Origin of the sequence: Bordetella muralis, assembly GCF_965139205.1 — a bacterium.
Taxonomy (GTDB): domain Bacteria; phylum Pseudomonadota; class Gammaproteobacteria; order Burkholderiales; family Burkholderiaceae_B; genus Bordetella_A; species Bordetella_A muralis.
The window spans coordinates 175,916-196,703 of the sequence record NZ_CBCSIU010000003.1 but is presented as its reverse complement, the minus strand read 5'-3'; the positions used below and the strand labels follow the sequence as shown (position 1 = coordinate 196,703).

The 20,788-nt window shown below is 59.9% G+C and carries 24 protein-coding genes; 16 read left to right on the top strand and 8 right to left on the bottom strand.

Translation table 11 applies throughout. From position 1 onward, the window contains the following. Positions 1–62 precede the first annotated feature (62 nt). The 4 genes from ACNA0I_RS07555 to ACNA0I_RS07540 all read left to right on the top strand — a co-directional run bounded on the left by ACNA0I_RS07555 (position 63) and on the right by ACNA0I_RS07540 (position 2,803). The gene (locus ACNA0I_RS07555; RefSeq protein ID WP_415805625.1) at positions 63–851 is read left to right on the top strand and encodes an AadA family aminoglycoside 3''-O-nucleotidyltransferase; all 789 of its coding nucleotides are present in this window, start codon (positions 63–65) and stop codon (positions 849–851) included. Between the two features lie 70 nt (positions 852–921). Next, positions 922–1,206 (top strand): hypothetical protein, encoded by a 285-nt coding sequence (locus ACNA0I_RS07550; protein WP_415805461.1) that lies wholly within the window; start codon positions 922–924, stop codon positions 1,204–1,206. Between the two features lie 3 nt (positions 1,207–1,209). After that, on the top strand, positions 1,210–2,046 hold the full coding sequence (locus ACNA0I_RS07545) for a DUF2243 domain-containing protein (RefSeq protein ID WP_415805460.1): 837 nt from the start codon (positions 1,210–1,212) through the stop codon (positions 2,044–2,046). A 115-nt stretch (positions 2,047–2,161) separates the two neighbouring features. Then, complete coding sequence (locus tag ACNA0I_RS07540; protein ID WP_415805459.1) at positions 2,162–2,803, top strand: aspartate/glutamate racemase family protein; 642 nt, start codon at positions 2,162–2,164, stop codon at positions 2,801–2,803. 18 nt (positions 2,804–2,821) lie between these two features. Here the strand turns inward: ACNA0I_RS07540 and ACNA0I_RS07535 are convergent, their stop codons facing one another. Next, positions 2,822–4,303, bottom strand: coding sequence for an MFS transporter (locus tag ACNA0I_RS07535; RefSeq protein WP_415805458.1), 1,482 nt, complete (start codon positions 4,301–4,303; stop codon positions 2,822–2,824). Positions 4,304–4,496: 193 nt separating this feature from the next. Here ACNA0I_RS07535 and ACNA0I_RS07530 point away from each other — a divergent pair, with 193 nt between their 5' ends. Then, entirely contained in the window at positions 4,497–5,300 is an 804-nt protein-coding gene (locus ACNA0I_RS07530; protein ID WP_415805457.1) for a helix-turn-helix transcriptional regulator, read from the top strand. A 35-nt stretch (positions 5,301–5,335) separates the two neighbouring features. Here the strand turns inward: ACNA0I_RS07530 and ACNA0I_RS07525 are convergent, their stop codons facing one another. The 4 genes from ACNA0I_RS07525 to ACNA0I_RS07510 form a co-directional block, all read right to left on the bottom strand. Continuing rightward, positions 5,336–5,785 (bottom strand): PA2169 family four-helix-bundle protein, encoded by a 450-nt coding sequence (locus ACNA0I_RS07525; protein ID WP_415805456.1) that lies wholly within the window; start codon positions 5,783–5,785, stop codon positions 5,336–5,338. An 84-nt stretch (positions 5,786–5,869) separates the two neighbouring features. Then, on the bottom strand, positions 5,870–6,778 hold the full coding sequence (locus ACNA0I_RS07520; protein WP_415805455.1) for an AlkA N-terminal domain-containing protein: 909 nt from the start codon (positions 6,776–6,778) through the stop codon (positions 5,870–5,872). A gap of 7 nt (positions 6,779–6,785) precedes the next feature. Beyond that, a complete protein-coding gene (locus ACNA0I_RS07515; protein WP_415805454.1) occupies positions 6,786–7,589 on the bottom strand; it encodes an IclR family transcriptional regulator in 804 nt (267 codons plus the stop codon). Continuing rightward, positions 7,586–8,401 (bottom strand): HAD-IIB family hydrolase, encoded by an 816-nt coding sequence (locus ACNA0I_RS07510; RefSeq protein ID WP_415805453.1) that lies wholly within the window; start codon positions 8,399–8,401, stop codon positions 7,586–7,588. The genes ACNA0I_RS07515 and ACNA0I_RS07510 overlap by 4 nt, the downstream gene beginning before the upstream one ends. A gap of 158 nt (positions 8,402–8,559) precedes the next feature. On the opposite strand from ACNA0I_RS07510, the gene ribBA reads away from it, so the two are divergent. The 6 genes from ribBA (at position 8,560) to ACNA0I_RS07480 (ending at position 12,891) form a co-directional block, all read left to right on the top strand. Then, positions 8,560–9,741 (top strand): bifunctional 3,4-dihydroxy-2-butanone-4-phosphate synthase/GTP cyclohydrolase II, encoded by a 1,182-nt coding sequence (gene ribBA, locus ACNA0I_RS07505; protein WP_415805452.1) that lies wholly within the window; start codon positions 8,560–8,562, stop codon positions 9,739–9,741. A gap of 3 nt (positions 9,742–9,744) precedes the next feature. Next, positions 9,745–10,254, top strand: coding sequence for a 6,7-dimethyl-8-ribityllumazine synthase (ribH, locus tag ACNA0I_RS07500; RefSeq protein ID WP_415805451.1), 510 nt, complete (start codon positions 9,745–9,747; stop codon positions 10,252–10,254). Next, positions 10,241–10,747, top strand: coding sequence for a transcription antitermination factor NusB (gene nusB, locus ACNA0I_RS07495; protein WP_415805450.1), 507 nt, complete (start codon positions 10,241–10,243; stop codon positions 10,745–10,747). Before ribH ends, nusB begins: the two co-directional genes overlap by 14 nt. A 63-nt stretch (positions 10,748–10,810) precedes the next feature. Beyond that, positions 10,811–11,776: a thiamine-phosphate kinase gene (thiL, locus tag ACNA0I_RS07490; protein WP_415805449.1), complete on the top strand. Its 966-nt coding sequence runs from the start codon at positions 10,811–10,813 to the stop codon at positions 11,774–11,776. Between the two features lie 39 nt (positions 11,777–11,815). After that, positions 11,816–12,322: a phosphatidylglycerophosphatase A family protein gene (locus ACNA0I_RS07485; protein WP_415805624.1), complete on the top strand. Its 507-nt coding sequence runs from the start codon at positions 11,816–11,818 to the stop codon at positions 12,320–12,322. Beyond that, a complete protein-coding gene (locus ACNA0I_RS07480) occupies positions 12,319–12,891 on the top strand; it encodes a CinA family protein (protein WP_415805448.1) in 573 nt (190 codons plus the stop codon). Before ACNA0I_RS07485 ends, ACNA0I_RS07480 begins: the two co-directional genes overlap by 4 nt. A gap of 79 nt (positions 12,892–12,970) precedes the next feature. Here ACNA0I_RS07480 and pyrF read toward each other — a convergent pair whose 3' ends face one another. The 3 genes from pyrF to ACNA0I_RS07465 form a co-directional block, all read right to left on the bottom strand. Further along, positions 12,971–13,789, bottom strand: coding sequence for an orotidine-5'-phosphate decarboxylase (gene pyrF, locus ACNA0I_RS07475; protein WP_415805447.1), 819 nt, complete (start codon positions 13,787–13,789; stop codon positions 12,971–12,973). A gap of 50 nt (positions 13,790–13,839) precedes the next feature. Beyond that, complete coding sequence (locus ACNA0I_RS07470) at positions 13,840–15,171, bottom strand: NAD(P)/FAD-dependent oxidoreductase (protein WP_415805446.1); 1,332 nt, start codon at positions 15,169–15,171, stop codon at positions 13,840–13,842. Positions 15,172–15,305: 134 nt separating this feature from the next. Next, entirely contained in the window at positions 15,306–15,701 is a 396-nt protein-coding gene (locus tag ACNA0I_RS07465; RefSeq protein ID WP_415805444.1) for a diacylglycerol kinase, read from the bottom strand. A gap of 169 nt (positions 15,702–15,870) precedes the next feature. On the opposite strand from ACNA0I_RS07465, the gene ACNA0I_RS07460 reads away from it, so the two are divergent. The 5 genes from ACNA0I_RS07460 (at position 15,871) to ACNA0I_RS07440 (ending at position 20,784) form a co-directional block, all read left to right on the top strand. Further along, positions 15,871–16,575 (top strand): FadR/GntR family transcriptional regulator, encoded by a 705-nt coding sequence (locus ACNA0I_RS07460; RefSeq protein WP_415805443.1) that lies wholly within the window; start codon positions 15,871–15,873, stop codon positions 16,573–16,575. Further along, entirely contained in the window at positions 16,572–17,603 is a 1,032-nt protein-coding gene (locus ACNA0I_RS07455) for an L-idonate 5-dehydrogenase (RefSeq protein ID WP_415805442.1), read from the top strand. The genes ACNA0I_RS07460 and ACNA0I_RS07455 overlap by 4 nt, the downstream gene beginning before the upstream one ends. Positions 17,604–17,674: 71 nt before the next feature. Beyond that, entirely contained in the window at positions 17,675–18,649 is a 975-nt protein-coding gene (locus tag ACNA0I_RS07450) for a sialic acid TRAP transporter substrate-binding protein SiaP (RefSeq protein ID WP_415805441.1), read from the top strand. 71 nt (positions 18,650–18,720) lie between these two features. Continuing rightward, the gene (locus ACNA0I_RS07445) at positions 18,721–19,356 is read left to right on the top strand and encodes a TRAP transporter small permease (protein ID WP_415805440.1); all 636 of its coding nucleotides are present in this window, start codon (positions 18,721–18,723) and stop codon (positions 19,354–19,356) included. Between the two features lie 21 nt (positions 19,357–19,377). Next, entirely contained in the window at positions 19,378–20,784 is a 1,407-nt protein-coding gene (locus ACNA0I_RS07440) for a TRAP transporter large permease (RefSeq protein ID WP_415805439.1), read from the top strand. The last annotated feature ends 4 nt before the right edge of the window (positions 20,785–20,788 follow it).

Below are 20,788 nucleotides of genomic sequence, written 5' to 3'. Positions count from 1 at the left end.
GTTTGCCGGTGAGCGTTTTCTGCCACGGCCACCATCTGCACTATCACGACGTCATCTTCACTATGTCTATCAAGCTTCCAGAATCCATCGCAGGTCAAGTATCCGCTACGCGTTCAATTTTAGAGAAACACCTGGGCGACAAGCTTCTGGCGATTCACTTGTTTGGCTCTGCAGTGGATGGCGGCTTAAAACCATCCAGCGATATTGACCTGCTGGTTACGGTGAACACAGCGTTGGATGATTCAACGAGAGCCACTTTGATGACCGATCTGTTGTCGGTATCGGCTTTCCCGTGTACCGATGCGGCACTGCGGGCGCTAGAGGTGACCATACTGGCCCAAGCAGACGTGAACCCGTGGCGATATCCGGCGCAGCGGCAAATGCAATTCGGTGAATGGTTACGTGACGATATCAAGGCTGGCGTTATTGAGCCGGCGATGATGGACCATGACCTGGCGATCTTGTTGACCAAGGTGCGGCGGCATAGCGTGCCCCTGTACGGTCCCGCAGCCCAGGAATTTTTCGACGAAATCCCTCTCCGCGATGTGCAGCGTTCGCTATCAGACACCTTGGCGCTCTGGAACACCGAGGCAGATTGGGAGGGCGATGAAAGAAACATTGTCCTGGCCTTGGTGCGCATTTGGTACACAGCGATGACGGGAGATATCGCATCGAAAGATGCCGCAGCTGACTGGGCCCTACAGCGTTTGCCAATCGAGCACCAGCAAATCGTCATGGCTGCGAGAGATGCATACCTCGCATCAGGGACAGATAATCTCGCCGCCTATCCACGAGAGCGCGCAGAATTGCTGAACCACATCCGTTCTAGCGTGATAGCGAAATTGCAATAGAGGAAGTGACGGGGTGCAAATAGGCACGCCGCTTGCTGCGCTGTACTCCTAGCCATAAACGGAGACAGCCATGCAATCATCAAAGCATAACGGCCCGCCACACCACAGGCAGCCTGCGACGCCCGAACCCGGTAGCGAGTCGCAGGTAGATATTGCGTCTCGCGTGCAGGGTGGCCTGAAGAAATCGAACGAACAACGCGAGCCTGAAAAGCGGACATCGCCCACTGGCCACAAGGCGACGGAGTTCGACGGTTCACCAAACCCCCGAGCAGACGAAGACTCCGGCGTCTTCAAGCCCGCGGACGAGACGCCAGCCGTGATGCCCAAGCGCAGTGGTCCGAAGAACCAGGAGTGACGCGTGGACATCTCATCTACTGCGGATGCTTCCGATCGCCGTGTGCGTCGCGCCGGTTACCTCCTGGGATTTGCCATGGGAGGCTTTTTCGACGGCATTCTGCTGCACCAGATCCTGCAGTGGCATCATTTGCTGTCTGCAATCCAGGCTGGAATCTTGAGAGACTTGCGCGTGCAGGTGGCGGTCGATGGCATGTTTCATGCGCTGATGTATGTGCTGGCCGCCGCCGGTTTGTGGGTCCTGTTCCGGCTGCGGGGCAGTTCACCGGCGGTGTCGCTTCGTCCGTTATGGCCGGCATTCTGGATGGGGTTCGGCGCTTGGCATATCGTCGATGCCGTGTTCTCTCATTGGGTCACCGGTATCCACCGCATCCGAATGGATTCCGATATGCCGCTGGTCTGGGATGTCGCATGGCTGGTGGTTTTCGGATTGGTGCCGTTCTTCTTCGGTTGGCGTGGCCGTTCCAAGGGCGGCGGATCAATGGAGTCGGGTCAGGTAGCCATTGGTTTCCTGATCGTCGTGCTGGGCGGGGCGGCTGCGGCCAATCTCTTTCCACTGCGCGGTGACAATGGCACGACGGTGGTGGCGCTGCGTCCAAATGCCTCGGCCGCAGGCTTGCTGCAGGCCTTGGACGGAACCGACGCTCGCATCGTTTGGACGGACCGTGCTGGCGGCGTGTGGGTGGTCCGGAATCTATCGTTCCGACAGAGCTTCGCGTTATACGGATCCGGTGCGCTCTACGTTAGCGGGACAACCGCGCCAGCGGGCTGCTCGGTGTGGTTGCAAACGACGGGCGAAAGGCCTGCATTCTCGACACAGCAGCCGGCTGCGCCGATCTAATTTCCGGACCTGTTCTCTACCGGGTACTGGCAATACCGGTATTTCGAATTGTCTTGTTGCGATATCGGACAGCTACAACAATGCTGCCTGCCATCGTACGTTAGAGGACTACCGGATGCGAATTTCTTTTTTGCACACCATTGAAAGTAACCAGGCTGTTTTCGCAAACGCGGCTGCGCAAGCTGGATTGTCTGCGACGCAGTTGCGCCATATTGTCCGCTCGGATTTACGGAAAGCCGTGGACGAAGGGAAAATGTCGGACGACGAAATACACGATCAGATTCGCCGCACGGTGGGGGATTTGGCCAGCACTGCCGACGCGGTGATCGTTACTTGTGCCACGTTAGGCCCCATCGTCGAGGATATTGCTGAGATCGCAGTGCCCATCATCCGAGCCGATGTCGCGCTGGCAGAGGCTGCATCGCGCGGCGGAAGGAATATTGTCGTTCTCTGCGCGGTCGAGTCGACTGTCGAAGCAAATCGAACGTTGTTCGGCCATTACGCTGCCGCAACAGGAGCTCGCATAACGGTGCGGTTGGTGCCCGGCGTTTGGGCGTCGTTCCAGAACGGTGACATCGAAGCATGTCTGCAAGCATGTGCGCAGGCCACACAAGACGCATACGAACAAGGGGCCGATGTGGTGGCTCTGGCGCATCCCTGGATGGCGGCAGCGGCGAGCCTGGTGCAGGGGGCGCGCAAGCCAATGGACGGCGCACGAGCTGCACTGTGCGCCGCAGGCGCCGGCCTGTGCGTCTGACGGGATTTGCCGGAACGGTCATTTCGTCGGGCTATCGCTGATACCGATATGCCGCAACGTGATGGCGGCCAGTCCAGCCAGAATGGCGACGCAGAGGGCGCAGGTTGCTGCCGCCGCATGCACCCCTGTGATGAAAGCGGTTTGCGCTTGTTCCAGCAGGCCGGCCGGCAGCGCCTGCGCCACTGACGTAGCGCCCGCGAGACTGTCCGATGCTGCGTGTCGCACGTCCAGTGCCATCGGTATGTCGATGCGATCAGCGATCTTGATGCGATAGATCGTGGTCGTGAGGCTGCCCAGCATGGCGATGCCCACAGCCAGACCGAGTTCCTGTACCGTTTCTGACATGGCCGATGCGGATCCCGCTTTTTCGGCGGGGGCGGCGCTCACCACCAGATCTGTTCCCAATGCGGCGATAGTGCCCAAGCCCAGATAGACCAGAGCAAAGGATGCCGTTACCAGCTCAATTCCCCGTGATGCGTTATCGAGTTGAGTCAGTAACAGATAGCCCACTACGGATAAACCCAGCGCACCTGCGATCACATTGCCTGGCCGGATTTTTCTCGCAAGCAGTGGCGCCGTGATACCTGCTGCCAGCATGGCAAGCGCAGGCGGCCCCATCCACAACCCTGCTGTGAAAGGCGACAAGCCCACGACCAGCTGCAGATACTGGGTCACCAGCAGCATGGTCCCGCCTACACCAATCAGGCCGACTAATAGCACTACCAGGGCAACGCTGAACGCCCGGTTCGAGAACAGGTCCAGGTCGATCAAAGGACTGCGCAATCGGCGTTGTCGCCGGATGAATAGAATCATGAACACTGACCCGCCTGCTATAGCCCACAGAGCACCGGCCTCTATCCCGTTTTTTGCGAATTGCTTGATGCCGTAAACGATAGGCAGCAATGCAAGCAGCGACAGCGCGACGCTGCCCAGATCCAGACGGCCTTGTTGCGGAGCACGGTACTCCGGCAGGATAAATGGCCCGGCCACCAGCAACATCGCGATGATCGGCAAAGCCACCAGGAATCCTGCGCCCCACCAATAATGTTCAAGCAGAATACCGCCCACGACGGGACCCGCCGCCATGCCCAACGCGAACATGGTCGCCCACACTCCGATGGCCAGTGCACGCTGGTGAGGATGCTGGAACATGTTGCTGATCAACGCCAGTGTCGAAGGCATCAGCGTTGCACCCGCAACACCCAGCACAGCACGCGCAGCAATCAGCATGGCGGCGCTGGTCGAGTATGCCGCCATCACGGAAGCTATTCCAAAAGCAGCTGCACCTACCAAGAGCAATTTTCGCCGCCCGATGCGATCGCCCAATGTTCCCATTGTGATGAGCAGGCCGGCGATCATGAAACCATAGGAATCGACTATCCAGAGTGTTTGGGCACTAGTCGGACGCAAATCGAGTGCGAGTGCTGGCAGCGCCAGGTGCAGCAGCGTCAAGTCCATTCCGAGCAGGATGGTCGGTAGCGCCAGCAACGCCAGTCCCACCCACTCTCGGCGACCGGCGCGTTTCTCGGCAGTATTTGTTTGCGTTTGAGGTCTTTCGCTAATGAGCGTTGAATCGCCACATGCTTGCACAATGCTTCTCCGGGTTCACTGATCAGGCTGTCGGAGTGCATTCTCAACGCGATATGATCCCATTACAATTTAAGCATTTATCCTATTACTAACGGCAACAGCCATGATCGAGCGTAGCCTTAGCCGTACCAAGACTGAACTATCGGAATTTCTGACCCGGCATCGCAAGAAACTGACGCCGGCCGACGTGGGTCTGCCATCGCACGGCTCACGCCGGACCCCGGGCCTGCGTAGAGAAGAAGTCGCCGCGCTGGCTGGTGTCGGGCTCACCTGGTACACGTGGTTCGAGCAGGGGCGCGACATTCAGGTGTCAGAAAAATTTTTGCTGAGTGTGGCTTATGCGCTCAAGCTCGACGATGCCGAATGCAGCCATCTGTTTCTGCTGGCTCACCAGCGCCCGCCGCCACCGCAAGCCCATCAACTGACATCGGTCACGCCGCTGATCCAACAGTTGATGGACGATCTGACGGCCAGGCCCGCCTATGTGCTCAATTTGCGTTGGGACGTTGTTGCCTGGAATGCAGCGGCTGAAGATTTGTTCGGCTTTCGCGTACGTGAGCGTGAAGCCCGCAATATTCTGCATATGGTGTTTGCCGATCCCGATATACGGCGGCGCCTCCCTGCGTGGCGGGACGATGCACCAAAATTGCTGGCGCAGTTCCGGTATGACTTCGCCGTTGCGCCGAACGATCCGCCTATGTTGGCATTGGTGGAGAGCCTCAAGGCGTTGTCAGCCGAGTTTCGGCGCTGGTGGGACACCCCCGACAGTGAGCAAGCGCGGCGTGGACTCAGATTGGTGATGACTGGTGACGGCGAGCGAAAAAATTTCCGCCATGAGACGCTTGTGGTGGACGAGCACCGGCATCTCCGGATGGTTGTGTATTTTGCCGAACCGGCGGACCGCTGAAAAAAACGCCCGGCAATGGCCGGGCGCACATGACATTATGTCGCGTCTTTGTAGCGATTGCGCAGATCGCGGATCTGATCGTGGTTGCGCAGCACGCCCTGATACTGACGCTCAACGAGGGCGCGTATTTCTTCTGGCAGCGCTTCCTTCAGCGCGTCGTTGTACTGGGACTTTGCGACATCTTCACCGCGTTCGCATTCCTCGAGGATGGAGGCGTCGCTGCGGCCGGTGACGGCGGCTTTCAGGTTCGTCCACCCCCGGTGCATGGCGCCAGCCACTGTGCCGCTGTCTTCGGGCTTGCCACCCAGTTGAACGACGACGGTTTGCAACTCGGCAGCCCCGGACGCGCAATCGCGCGCACGGTCCCTGAATAGCGTTTGCAGTTCGGGGTTCTTGGTGTCCTCGGCGGCGGCGGTAAAGCCTTTTTCGCCGTTCTTGGAAGTTTCAATAAGGTTGTTCAATACCTTGACGACATGATCAGCCATGCTTTTCTCCATAACGGTTAACACACCCAGGGCGAAATGCCCCACTTGTCGTCATGGCTCAGCAAGTACTGTGCCTGATCCGTTTCAATGCAGAGAATTCCACAGATTGACCGTGGCGTAGCTACGCCACGGACGCCAACCGTTTGCAAGCTCGACGATCTGCTTCGGCGTACGCGGCATCAGTGCCTTTTTCACGCCATAATCCGTCGGTAAAAATGCGTCAGGCCACGCCATCGCGCGCATCGCAATGTATTGCGCGGTCCAGGGGCCGATGCCAGGCAGGGCCAGCAATTTCTCGATCTCTTGCTCGGGCTGTGCGCCAGTGCCAAAGTCGATCTCGTTTCCGGCCAGCGCCCGTGCGAGCGCGAGAATCGTTCTGGCGCGCGTGCGTATGATGCCGAGCGGACCGAGATGGCTCTCGATGTCTCCGTCCAGGGACAGTATGCGTTGCGGCGCAGGAAACGCATGGGACAAGCCTGCAATGCCAGTCTGCACAGGCGTGCCATACTGACTCACCACACGGCTTGCCAGTGTGCGCGCTGCGCCTACAGTGATTTGCTGCCCCAGCACCGCCCGCACCGCCATTTCAAAGGAATCAAAACAGCCTGGCAACCGCGTCCCCAGCACCTGTAGCCCCGGCGCCAAGTCGTTCATCACGCGCAGTCCTTCATCGACGGCTACGGGATCGCAATCCAGGTCAAAGAGATGGCGCACCCGCGCCAGCACTTGCGGCAGAACGGGCTGCAGTGAGACTGAGGCTTCGACATTGAGCGCGTGTTTTTGCGGCAGATGGCTCACGCGTATCCATCCCGAGTGCATTTTTCCGTCGAGTCCAGTCAGCGCTACAGCACGTCCGTACGTATTCGACTCGATGCTCTCTATGCCAGGGATGGCGCGCGCCGCCAGAAACGCCAACATGGCGTCCCATTGATAGGGCGGACGGTATTCCAACGCCTGGTGGACTTGCTCCGCAGCATTGCGGTGTTGCCTCATGCGGTGCCTATTTCCGATATCCCAGTTTCCGCGAAATTTCGCTTGCGCAGGCCAGCAATGGCTTTGCAATGGCCCCATCCCACGCTACATCAAATAGTCCCGACGGTCCCAGACACGTCAACGCCAACGTCACGTTCCCCGTGTTATCAAACACGGGTACTGACAACGCATCCACACCTGGCAAGGGATTGCCAATCGCACGCGCCATTCCGTGCACGCGAATGTCCGCCAAGCGTGCCTCCACATCTGCATAAGTCACCGTGCGAGGCGGTTCTTGGCCCGCGATGACCGCGGTGTCGCCTGCCTCACGCTGGATATAGTGTTCGGCGACTTTGGGCGGCAGCCATGCGGCAAATACCAAGCCCGTCGCCGTATGCAGCATGGACATGACCGTGCCCTTGCGCATGTTCACATGCACCGGATAACTGGCCTCGGTCATATGAATCATCGTGGGACCATGCGAGCCCAATACGGCAATACCTAACGTGTGCCCGATACTTGATTGCAGTTCTGCAATCTCGGGCAAGGCAACGCGCACCGGATCCAATCGCTGCAAACTGACCAGCCCCATCTGCAGCGCGAACGGTCCCAATTCATATTGACCGGTAATTCCATCCTGTTGTACCAGACCGACGCGAGTGAAACTGACTAAATATGGATGCGCTTTCGCTGAGGTCATGCCTGCCGCTGCGGCCAGATCGCGCAAAGTCAGAGGCTTGCCGGCATCCACTAACGCAGCCAGCAAGGGAAAGCCGACCTCCACAGATTGAATGCTCCGCCGCCCATCGTTAGGCTTGGACGCTGCCGTCATGCTCGCTGCCCCTGTGCGGCGCGAGCTTGCAGTAGACGTTCAGCCATTTCCACGAATCCGCCGCCTCCGTGACGCGCCGCCACGTAGGCCGGCTGATGCGTCAGCCGGTGCAGCAGCGCCTGTATGTTGGCCACGCCGACGGAAATCGGGAAAAACTGGAACATGGGCTCGTCGTTGGGCGAGTCTCCGATAAACAGGCAGTCAGACAGCACTTGATCAATATTCAGATCGAGTTCGCGTTCAAACAGGGTGCGCGTCATGCTGAGTTTGTCGTAGTCCCCAAACCAGCCGTTGACGTGAATCGAGCTCACCTTGGCCTGCGCGCCGGCCTGTTGAAAAATGTTCACGATCTGGCTGATGGCTTCATCAGGCAGGGCGGGGACGTCTTCGCAAAAATCGATCGCCAGGTCGGCCACCCGGTAATCCTGATCACTGGCGACCGCCGTACCCGGCACCTCGCGCAGTACCCGGTCACGAATCGCATTGAGTTGTTCACGGCCTGCCGCGCGGGTTTGCGCATCGGCCCAGTAATGGCTTTTCATACGCCGCGCGCCGCGATCGTAGGCGTAATAAAACGCCCCGTTCTCGCCCACCACGGCGCGCACCGGCCACATCCGGGCAATATGGTCGCACCAGCCCGCCGGGCGGCCCGTGATCGGGATGACTTGAATCCCGGCGGCATCCAGGCGCTCCAGCGCGTGATAGGCCTCGGCCGGCAGACGGCCCTCGGTGGTCAGGGTGTCGTCGATATCGGTCAGTACGATTTGCACGGCTGCGGCAATGGAGGCGGGGAGGGACGCTAAGTCTTGCATGGCTGTTTTGTCTGATTTCTGATGAGTTTTTCTGATGGCAGTGTACCGTTCGGGGACGCACTCGGGCAGGGGGCGGGGCCTTTGTCACGGGGGCTGGCCCCCGGCGGCCCCAAGGGCAGGTAAAATCACGGTTTTCCCCAGCCGGTTTCCCTGACGTCATGTCCGCCCCGCTTGCCTCCGTTTCCCCTGACACCGTACCCGAATCCTTTGGTATTGCGTCTGTCGCAGAGATCATCGCCGAGCTGCGCGCCGGCCGCATTGTCATCCTGGTCGACGAAGAAGACCGCGAAAACGAAGGTGACTTGGTCATGGCGGCCGAGTTTGTAACGCCCGAGGCGATCAATTTCATGGTCACCCATGGCCGCGGGCTGGTTTGTCTGACACTGACCGAAGAGCGCTGCCGCCAACTCGAGCTGCCCCTGATGGCCAGCCGCAACGGCACGCGATACGGCACGAATTTCACCCAATCCATCGAGGCCGCCGTCGGCGTGGAAACCGGGATTTCGGCTGCTGACCGGGCCCGCACCATCCAGGTTGCCGTGGCACGTGACGCCAAACCCGCCGATCTGGTGCAGCCGGGCCACATTTTCCCGGTGCGTGCCGTGCCCGGTGGTGTGTTGGTGCGCGCGGGCCACACTGAGGCTGGATGCGACCTGACCGCTATGGCCGGCCTGACGCCTGCCGCCGTCATCTGCGAGATTCTCAACCCTGATGGCACGATGGCGCGCCTGCCCGATCTGGTTCAGTTCGCCCGCCAGCACAACCTGAAAATCGGCACGATTGCCGATCTGATCCAATACCGCAGCGAGCACGAGTCCGTGGTCAAGCGTGTGGGCGAGCGCGCCATGCAGACCGCCTGGGGCGAATTCCGCGCGGTGGCCTACCAGGATACCGCCAGTGGCTCGGCCCATCTGGCCCTGGTGCACGGCGATATCGATCCGCAGCGTGAAACCCTGGTGCGCGTGCACGAGCCCGCGTCCATTCTCGATGCCCTGGATACCGGCAATACCCCCCACAGCTGGGGCGTAGGCCGCGCGTTGCAAGCCATCGCCAAGACGCCCGCTGGCGTCGTGGTCCTGATGAATTGCCAATCTTCTACTGAACACCTGTTCCAACAAATCGCGGGTTGGGCCGGTAACGCCCAGCAAACCGGCACCGATGGCGGCGATCGCTACGGGTTGCGCACCTATGGTATCGGCGCTCAGATCCTGCGTGATCTGAACGTCGGCCAGATGCGTTTGCTGGCGCGTCCACGCAAAATGCCCAGCATGGCCGGCTTCTCGCTGACCGTTACGGGTTACGATTGCGACCCTTCAACCCCCGCCACTTCACAAGGCTGACAAATGAATCCCTACATCCTTACCCCTGATCTGAATGGCGAAGGGCTGCACATCGGTATCGTGCGCGCTCGCTTTAACGAGGAAATCGGCCAGGCCGAGCTCGACGCTTGCCTGCAGCAATTGGCCGAGCAGGGCGTGGACGAGCGCGACGTCATGGTCGCGACGGTGCCTGGTGCGCTCGAGCTGGGCGTCGCGTTGTCGCACATGGCCGAGACATTCGAGTTCGACGCATTGATCGCCCTCGGTGCGGTCATTCGCGGCGAAACCTACCATTTTGAAGTCGTCAGCAACGAAATGGCCACCGCCATTTCCCGCATTTCCCTGGAAACGGGCATCCCCGTGGCCAATGGCGTTCTGACCGTCGACACCGACGAGCAGGCGCAGGCCCGCGCGGCCGGCAAGGGCCGCGACTGCGCCCTGGTTGCTGTGGAAATGGCCAACCTGGTCGCGGCGCTGGAGCCCGAAGAGGACGACGAGGACGAAGACGAGGAAGAAGATTTTGACAACGAATAAACCGACCGCCGCGGATAGCGCTGCCCAGGCACGCGCCAACGCCCGCAGCGCCCGCCGTCGCGCCCGTGAGTTTGCTTTGCAGGGCGTGTATGCGTGGCTGCTCCGTGGCGGCGAAGGCACGCAGGACGCTGGCGAGATCGACGCGCACTTGCGCGATGCTGACGATTTTTCCGAGGCGGACGCACAGTGGTTCAAGACCTTGCTGCACGGCGTGTTTCGCGAGGCGCCCAGCTTGCGTGAGCGTTTTACGCCGTATATCGACCGTCCGTTGAACGAGCTGTCGCCGGTCGAACATGGCATTTTGCTGATCGGCAGCTTCGAGCTGGTGCATCACGTCGAGGTTCCCTACAAGGTCGCCATCAACGAGGCCGTCGAGTTGGCCAAGTCGTTCGGCGGCACGGATGGCTTCAAGTTCGTCAACGGCGTGCTCGATAAGCTCGCCGCCGACGTGCGTACCACCGAAGTCCAGGCGGCCGCCGCTCAGCGCCGCTAAGGCGGGAGCTAAAGCTTGCGGCGCTTGAGGCAGCCGTAGGCGCAGCGTGGGGGGCTTTTCTCTTTGTCGTCTGAATTCGATCTGATTGCGCGTTACTTCACGCGGCCCGCGCCTGCGGGCCTGCTTGGGGTGGGCGACGATTGCGCGTTGTTTCCTGTGCCTGCGGGAATGCACATCGCAACCAGCACCGATTTGTTGATCGAGGGGCGGCATTTTTTTTCCGATGTCGATCCACGGGCGCTAGGCCACAAATCGCTGGCCGTGAATCTTTCAGATCTGGCGGCAATGGGCGCCCGTCCTGTCGGTTGTGTTCTCGGATTGGCATTGCCCCAGGCCAACGAGTCCTGGTTGGCGGCGTTCGCGCAGGGTTTCCACGCGCTCGCTGATGCGCATGGCTGTCCCTTGATCGGGGGCGATACGACCCGCAGTTCGCATGATCTGGCGATCAGCGTGACGATTTTTGGCGCGGTTGCCGCCGATCGCGCCCTACGCCGCGATGCGGCGCAGGTGGGCGATGAAATCTGGGTGTCCGGTACGTTGGGTGCTGCAGATGTCGCGTACCGCCTGCTGGATGGTCAATTGCCCGCGGATGCCGCTTTGTTGGCTGCGACGCGTCGGGCGCTCGAATGGCCGGAACCTCGTGTCGCCTTGGGCCTGGGGCTGATTGGCGTGGCGCATGCAGCGATCGATATTTCCGACGGCCTGGTACAAGACTTGGGACATATCCTGTCCGCAAGCCGTGTGGGGGCGCAATTACATTACGATGCGATGCCGGTGGCGCCGGCCTTGCATGGCTTGCCGCCGGCCACCTTGATGCAAGCCGTCCTGGGTGGCGGCGATGTTTACGAACTGTGCTTTACGGCCGCTGCGGACCAACACGAACAGGTCCTCGGTGCTGCGGCCCGCGCGGGTGTTGCTGTGACGAGGGTGGGCCATATCACGCAGGCCCCTGGTATGGTGGTGCTGGACGCAGACGGCCATCCTCTGTCCGCATTGCCGCGCGGCTTTGATCATTTTCCGGTGTCTTGAATCATGCTCGATGCTTCTTCCGATTCGTCGTCCAAGACCATGCGCGACCGCACGCGGGTAGCCTATCCGCCGGCGCGTTGGGTCATGAGCGATCCAGGCAGGCTGATTGCCTTTGGCCTGGGCAGTGGTTTGTTGCGTCCCGCGTCGGGTACGTGGGGCACATTATTGGCGTGGTTGATCTGGGCCGCTGCTGCCGGGGCGGCCTCGGATCTGGCCATGAGCATATTCCTGGCGCTGGCATTTCTCTATGGCTGCTGGGCCTGCCATCGTGTGGGCCGCGAGTTGCAAGTCAGCGATCACGTCGGTATCGTCTGGGACGAGATGGTCGCGTTCTGGCTGGTCTTGTGGCTCACGCCCGACACCTTTTATGCGCAACTGCTCGCTTTTGGCCTGTTCCGTTTATTCGACATTGCCAAGCCGCCTCCCATCAAATACTTTGATTCGAAGATCAAAGGCGGCTTTGGCGTGATGTGGGACGACATTGTCGCGGCCGCCTATGCGTTGCTCGTCATGGCAATTGTCGTGCGTTTGGGAGCCTTTGCATGAGTACCACCCCCCACAAGCCCGTGCCCGGTCTGGCGCCAGCCTCGCTCTCTCATGCCCAGGCGCTGGGTTTGGCCGAACGTCTGGGCGCTGCCTTGCAGCGTCGCGGTTGGCTGATGGGTACGGCGGAATCCTGCACAGGCGGCTTGTTGGCGGGGGCAATTACGTCGGTGGCGGGCTCCAGCGAATGGTTCGAGCGCGGGTTCGTGACTTATAGCAATGCAGCCAAAGTCGCCGAGATCGGCGTGTCTCCCGATACGCTCGATCGTTATGGCGCGGTCAGCGAAGCGACCGCGCTGGAGATGGCCAATGGCGTATTACTGGCGACGCCGAACGCGCACATTGCCGCCTCGACCACAGGCATCGCCGGACCCGGCGGCGCCACGCCGGGCAAACCGGTGGGCATGGTGTGCTTTGGCTTTGCTATGCGGGGTAGTGATGGCATTACGTCGCGTGCGCTGACGGAGGTATTCCCCGGCGACCGGGCTCAGGTCAGGCAGGCTTCGGTGGTCTATGCCCTGCGGGGACTGTTGGAATTGATTGGCGAGCCGGTGAATCGCAGCCGGCCCTGACTCGGACCAGGCGTTCGATCTCGGCCATGAGGCCGCATATCGAGCCATGCCGATGCTGCGACCCTGACCACCAGTTTAATCAGCGCACTGCGTTCACCGCATCACGCAGATCGCGCGCTGCTTTGCCCGCGGCATCACGCCAGTCATCGCCGCCGCTCGCGTACAGAATCGCCCGCGACGAGTTGATCATCATCCCGGTTCCGGCCGCGTTTCGACCCGCATTGACGGTGGCGGTGATGTCACCGCCTTGTGCCCCGATTCCCGGCACCAACAAGGGCACCGCATCACCAATGCGCTGCCGCACCGATGCTAATTCGTTCGGAAACGTCGCGCCTACGACCAGGCCGCATTGGCCGCCCGCATTCCACTTGTCCGCCACCAGACCGGCGACATGCAGATACAGCGGTTCGCCATTGTCCAGCTTTAAAAACTGCAGATCGGAGCCGCCGGGATTCGACGTGCGGCACAGTACGATCACGCCGCGATCTTTCCACGCCAGATAAGGCTCGATCGAGTCCAGCCCCATATACGGGCTCACCGTCAGCGCATGCGCGCCATAACGTTCATAGGCCTCGCGCGCGTAGTTCTCTGCCGTCGAGCCGATGTCGCCGCGTTTGGCGTCCAGCACGATCGGCAAGCCCGGATGCTTGTCACGGATATGGGCGCACAATGCCTCGAGCTGGTCCTCGGCGTGATTCGCCGCAAAGTACGCAATCTGCGGCTTGAAGCTGCACGCGTACGGCGCGGTGGCATCGACGATGTCGCGGCAAAACTGGAAAATCGCGTCCGGCTTGCCGTCGAGTTCGCGCGGAAGGCGCTGAGGATCAGGGTCCAGGCCGACTTGCAGCAGGGTGTTGCCGGTGGCCCAGGCTTGTTCGAGTTGTTGAATAAAGGTCATTAGTCGCGTCGAAAAATCTCAGCAGTCATGCCGGAGAAAGAAAGGAGCCGTCAGTGTAGTTTGACGCGCGGATGCGTACGGCGTAGCAACAAGCGTGCCAGCGCCAGCGTCCCCGTGCGCCAGACGCCCAGCACCGCATGGTGATGCATCAGGTGCAGGCTCATGTACATCAGGCGCGCCAGTGTACCGCTGACAAACAATCCACGTCCTGCCAGCTTGCCCATCAAACTGCCTACGCCAGCATCCTGGCCCAGCGATACCAGCGAGCCATGGTCATGATAGACATAAGGTTTTGTCGGCTCACTGGTGTTGCGGATACGGGCGGTGAGCTTGTCCATCAGATAGCTGGCCTCTTGGTGTGCGGCCTGCGCACGGGCGGGCACTGTGCGGCCATCCTCGCCCATGGGCACGGCGCAGCAATCGCCCAGCGCCAGGATATTCGGATCAGGTGATTCCAGTTGGCCATTGACGATCAGTTGACCGATGCGGTTTAACGGCAAATCCAATGTTTTCATCAACGGCAGGCCTTGAATCCCTGCGGCCCACATACATAGCCCGGCCGCAAACTCGCGGCCGTCTGCGGTCTTGATGCTATCGGCCGTGACCTCGGCCACGCGGCAGTTGGTTTCCACCCGGATGCCCAATTCCGTCAGGCGCTTGAGGGCGGCATTGGAGATTTTTTCCGGCAGCGCCGACAAAATGCGCGGGGCGCCTTCGACCAGGGTGATGACCAGATCCCGATCCGCGCGAAAATTCGGCAAACCATAGGCAGCCACAATCCCGCCCGCCTCACGCAGCTCGACGGCCAATTCGACGCCAGTCGCGCCGCCACCGACGATCACCACATTCAACTCGGCAGACGGATCATTGACCTTGGCCTGATCGACTTGCACCATGGCCTTGAGCATGGTCAGCCGAAAGGCTTCGGCATTCTCGGTCGAGTCCAGCGTCACCGCATGTTCTGCCGCGCCGGGGGTATTGAAAAAATTCGACTCGCTGCCCAACGCCAGCACCAGTGTGTCGTAGGGTAGCTCACGCAGGGGCAACACGACTTCGCCCATTGCATCCCGCACCTCTGTCACATTGACCGTGCGGCGTTCGCGGTCCACGCCTTGTACCGCGCCCAGCGCGAAGGTGAATCCGCACAAGTTGGCCAACATCAGATACGACAGGCCTTCCTGGTAAATATCCAGCGTTCCCGCCGCGGCCTCGTGCAATGAGGGTTTCCAGATGTGGATCGGCCGGCTGTCGACGAGGGTGACGTGTTTTGGGCCATGCTTGCGGCCGAGCTTTGCGGCCAGCTCCAGGCCGCCGGCGCCACCGCCGACGATAATGACATGATGTGGTTGGCCTGATGCCGGCCTGGCGGGTGCTTGATTCATAGCGGCCAGTATAAAGTGTGCCGCTCGAAATCGCGCTGAAATTTCGGTCTTATAAAAGACTAGAAGTTCTCTAAGCTATTGATTGAAAACGTATTGTGCAGTGCAAAAAGTGTTGCAAATACATCCGTCCCCATCTACATGACAAAGCGGCTGATCGCTACGCCCGCCCACACGGCGATCGTGAACAACAGCATCAGCATGACCGCCGCGCTGCCTAGGTCTTTGGCGCGCCCCAATAACGGATGGGTCTCGACCGACAAGGCGTCGGCCAGCGCCTCGACGGCAGAGTTCAGCAATTCCACCACCAATACCAGAACAACCGAGGCAATCAGAATAAAGACCTCGTCCGTGCTGCGTCCCAGAAAAAATGCCGCGGGAATCAGCAAAATCGCCAGCGCCAGTTCCTGGCGGAACGCCGCCTCGTACTTGAACGCGGCGTGCAGGCCCTGCAGTGAATAACGCAGTGCGTTGAGCACGCGGCGCAGGCCGCCCGTGCTTTTGTAGGGCGAAGGATGCGGAGTATGAGACATGAATTCAGCAAGTAGAAGAGAGGCGCGTCGTTTTTAACAGATTCGCGTTGCGCGCGTCAGGGGGATTGCGAATCAGCGCCTAGCGGAAACCCTAATTGTGAGGCTTATCCATCTCGGCGCAAGATGCGGAACAAATTGGTCAGGCCACTTTACCTCCTAACCGGTCCTCATGCCTTTTCAGCCCATCGAACCTCGTCGTCTATACCGTCAGATCGCAGACCAGATTCGTCTGTTGATCCAGGGCGGGGAGTTTCCAGTGGGCGCGCGCCTGCCGCCCGAGCGCGATCTGGCGATCAAGCTGGGCGTGTCGCGGCCATCTGTACGCGAGGCCTTGATCGCGCTCGAGGTCGAGGGCCTGGTCGAGGTGCGCATGGGCTCGGGGATCTATGTGCACAGCAGCCACGCTGCCGATAGCGTCGTGGCCGAAAGTCCGCTGGAAACCATCCGGGCCCGCCAGTTGGTCGAGGGCGAGTTGGCGGCACAGGCTGCCGAATTAGCCCAACCCGCCCAAGTCGCCGGACTACGCGAGGCGTTGCACGCCATGCAGACAGAGGCCGCGGCCGGGCAGATACCCATCCAGGGCGACCGGCTATTTCATTTGCGTATTGCCGAGATCAGCAACAACTCCGTGTTGCTGCGCGTGGTGGGCGATTTGTTCGACGAACGGCACAACCCCTTGTCGATCAAGCTCGGCGACTATTTTGAAAACCCCTCCAGTTGGAAGGCCGCCATCTCTGAACACGGCCTGGTGGTTGATGCCATTGCGGCAGGTGATGCCGTACGTGCGCGCGAAGCCATGCGGCATCATCTGTCTTGCTCGCATGATCGTCTGACCGCCAACTGGGCACCCGCGTCCGACAAGGTAAAAACATGACCCTGGCCTGTAAGATCCACGGCGCGCGCGACCTGCGCCTGGAACATGACGACGAACGCGCGCTTGCGCCCCATGAGGTCGAGTTGCGGCTGGGCGCAGCTGGGATTTGCGGTTCTGACCTGCACTATTACCTGCATGGGCGTGTCGGGGCCTTTGTCATTCGCGAGCCCTTGATTCCTGGCCACGAGGCCTCGGGTGTCGTGCTACGCGTAGGTGACGCCGTGACGCGCGTACAGCCCGGCATGAAGGTCGCCATCAATCCGTCGCATCCCTGTGGGCAGTGTGATTACTGCCGCGCCGGACGCGACAACTTGTGCCGCAATATGCGTTTTCTGGGCAGCGCCAGCATCTATCCGCATGTGCAGGGCATGTTCCGCGAGCGCTTTGTCATGGGCGAGCGTCAGTTGACCCCTGTGCACGAAGACATCTCGCTGGGTGAGTTGGCCTGTGCCGAGCCGCTGTCCATCGGTCTGCATGGTGTGAATCGCGCCGGCGCACTATTGGGCAAAACTGTGCTGGTCACAGGCGGCGGCACCATCGGCTGTATGACCGTGATTGCGGCTCGACTCGCTGGCGCAGCGCGTGTCATCGTGACGGACGTTGCAGATCGTCCGCTGCAGATGGCCATTCAGGTCGGTGCCGACGAGACCATCCGGTCCGATCAGTCCGATTCTGCCCTATTGGCGGACATCGCCGATGTTTCTATCGAGGCTGCCGGTAATCCCGCAGCGCTGGACACTTGCCTGCGCGCAACGCGCCGCGGTGGCCGCATTGTGCAAGTCGGCACGCTGCCCGCTGACGGGATCTCCTTTCCCGCCAACAACATCATGGCGCGCGAGCTGGATTACGTCGGCGCATTCCGCGCCGGTATCGAATTCGATTGGGCGGTTTCGTTCTTGCGTTCGCGCCGGGTCGATGTGCGGCCGTTGATGAGCGCGCAATTGCCGCTCGATCGTGCTGTGGAAGCTTTTGAATTGGCGGCCGACCGCCAGCGTAGTACCAAGGTGCAACTCGTATGTGAACCCTGACCACCCCTAAAGGCAACGGCAAACATAACAACACCGCTGTCGCCTGCTTAATCGCAAGAGAGGAGACAAGAATGACGCAAGGTAACGCTCTCAAAGTATTGCTAGCCGCAGCCGCCCTGGCTGCATCGGGTAGCGCATGGGCCCAGACCACGCTGAAATGGGCGCATGTGTATGAGACCTCCGAGCCGTTCCACACCAGTTCGGTATGGGCGGCCAAGGAAATCGAAAAACGCACTAATGGCCGCTATCACATCGATGTGTATCCGGCCTCGCAACTGGGCAAGGAAAACGACATCAATCAGGGCCTGACACTGGGCACGGTTGATATGATCATCTCCGGCTCCAGCTTTGCCGCCAAGAGTTTTCCGCGTATCGGGGTGACCTATTACCCCTATACTTTCCGCAGCCCCGAGCACTTGCTGGCCTACACCAAGAGCGACATCTACAAGACGCTGACCAAGGGCTACGAAGAAAAAAGCCGCAACCACATTGTGGCGACCACGTATTACGGCACGCGGCATTCCACCTCGAATCGTCCTTTCTCCACTTGCGAGGAAATGAAGGGACTGAAAATGCGCGTGCCTGATGTGCCGGCCTATTTGGCCATGCCGCGCGCGTGTGGGGTGAATACCTCGCCCATCGCCTTTGCCGAGGTCTATCTGGCGTTGCAGAACGGCACGGTAGAGGCCCAGGAAAACCCGTTGACCACCATCGAAGCCAAGAAATTTTTCGAGGTGCAAAAGAACATCATCCTGACCGGCCATATCGTTGATCACTTGAATACGGTGATTTCCGGAAAGCTGTGGAAGAGCCTGTCCGAAGAAGACCGCAAGATTTTTGCCGAGGTCGCGCAAGAGGCGGCCGCCAAGGCATCACTCGAAGTCATCGCCCGTGAAAAAGAACTGGTCGATGTGTTCCGCAAAAAAGGGTTGACTGTGACCGAGGTCGATACCGCTGCCTATCGTGACACCGTGCTCAAGAAAGTGCCGTTTGAGCAATACGGTTACGAAAAGGCGGATTGGGAGGCGATCCAGGCAGTCAAGTAATCGCCCACTGACGGGGCCGCGCGCGGCCCCGGTTGGTACACACCACGGTACATAACCAGCAGAGGGAAAGCATGCACGTCAATACTGGAGCCGGCCCGAGCGTCATGGCTCAATATCGCAACGATGGCGAACGTGTCGCGACGGGGCAGCACGAATCGTCCGTCGAATCGATTGTCCACAGTTTCGAAGAAGCCGACCAGAGCCAAAAGGTCGATCTCTCGCATTACGCGTTCGAGGACTGGCTTTGCCTGGTGCTGTTCTGGATCATGGGGGGCCTGGTCTTTCTGCAGTTCTTTACACGCTATGTAATGAACGATTCATTTGCGTGGACCGAAGAGCTCGCTGTCTATGCACTGATCGGCGTGGTGTTTATCGGGTCGGCCATGTGCGTACGCGCCTGCCGCCATATCCAGGTCGATTTTCTCTATCGCTACTTGCCTAGAGCAGTGGCGCGGGTTTTGTCGACGGTGATCGATATCGTACGCACGGCATTTTTCGGCTACGCCGTGTGGCTGGTGTATCGCTACATCGAGCTGGTGGGCGTAGAACCCATGACCACGATCATGTGGAACAAGAGCTACGTGTACTGGCTGGCAGAGGCCGGTTTCGTGATGATGTTTGTGCGCTCCATACAAGTCAGCGTGCAGAACTGGCGTCAGGGATATTCGTCACTGGATAACCCCGCCGCTTATCAAAGTCTGGACTGACCTGACGCGCAAGGAGCCAGTATGGGAATTCTGATCGGAACCTTTCTGTTGTTGATGATCTTTGGTGTGCCGGTAGCGGTGTCTATGGCCGGTGCGTCCTTATTGTTTCTGTTGTGGTCTGGCAGCGTGCCTGACGTGGTGATCGCGCAGCGCATGATTGCTGGCGTCGAGTCGTTTCCGTTGCTGGCAGTGCCGTTTTTTATCCTGGCTGGCAATCTGATGAATATCGCCGGGATTACGGGCCGCATTTATAACTTTGCCGTGGCGTTGGTAGGATGGATGCGTGGTGGATTGGGGCAAGTGAACATCGTAGGTTCGGTGGTGTTTGCCGGAATGTCGGGTACTGCAATTGCCGACGCCGCCGGGCTGGGTACTATCGAAATCAAAGCCATGAAAGATCATGGCTACGATACCGAGTTTGCTGTGGGTGTCACCGCCGCTTCGGCGACGCTGGGTCCGATCTTGCCGCCTTCGTTGCCGTTCGTGATCTACGGCATGATGGCCAATGTGTCTATTGGTTCCTTGTTTCTGGCAGGCGTGGTTCCCGGCGTGGTGTTGACGCTGCTGATGATGTTCACCGTAGCTTACTTCGCGCGCAAGAACAACTGGGGCGGTGACGTGCCCTTTGACTGGAGACGACTCGCTGGTGCGTCCCTAGAGGTCGTCGTGGTGTTGGCATTCCCGTTCAGTATCTGGCTGATGACTCAATTCGGCGTTTCTGCCAATACTGCCACGTTAATAGCCTTTGCCGCGTTGTTGACTGTTGACTGGTATTTCGATTTTTCCGCAGTGATGGCGCTGATGGCGCCGGTGATTCTGATCGGCGGCATGACGATGGGGTGGTTCACGCCCACTGAGGCGGCCGTTGCGGCTGTGATCTGGGCCTTGTTCCTGGGCTTGGTACGTTATCGCTCAATGACCTTGCGTACCCTGGCCAAGGCTACCTTCGACACCATTGAGACCACGGCATCGGTGCTGTTCATCGTGACGGCGGCATCGGTGTTTGCCTGGCTGTTGACCACGACCCAGGCCGCACAGACATTGACCGACGCAATTCTGGCGGTGACCCATAACAAATGGGTATTCCTGCTGTTGGCAAACCTGCTGATCCTGGTGGTGGGCTGCTTCATCGATACCATTGCGGCGATCACCATTCTGGTGCCGATCCTGCTGCCTCTGGTGTTGAAGCTGGGCATCGATCCGATTCACTTTGGGTTGGTGATGACGCTGAACCTGATGATAGGTCTGTTGCATCCGCCACTGGGGATGGTGCTATTTGTCCTGGCGCGGGTCTCAAAACTATCCGTCGAGCGCACCACGATGGCGATCTTGCCATGGCTCGTGCCGCTGTTCATCGCCCTGATTGTCATTACTTATATTCCCAGTGTCAGCATGTGGTTACCCGATCTGGTCGGAGGTGGTAAGTGAGTCA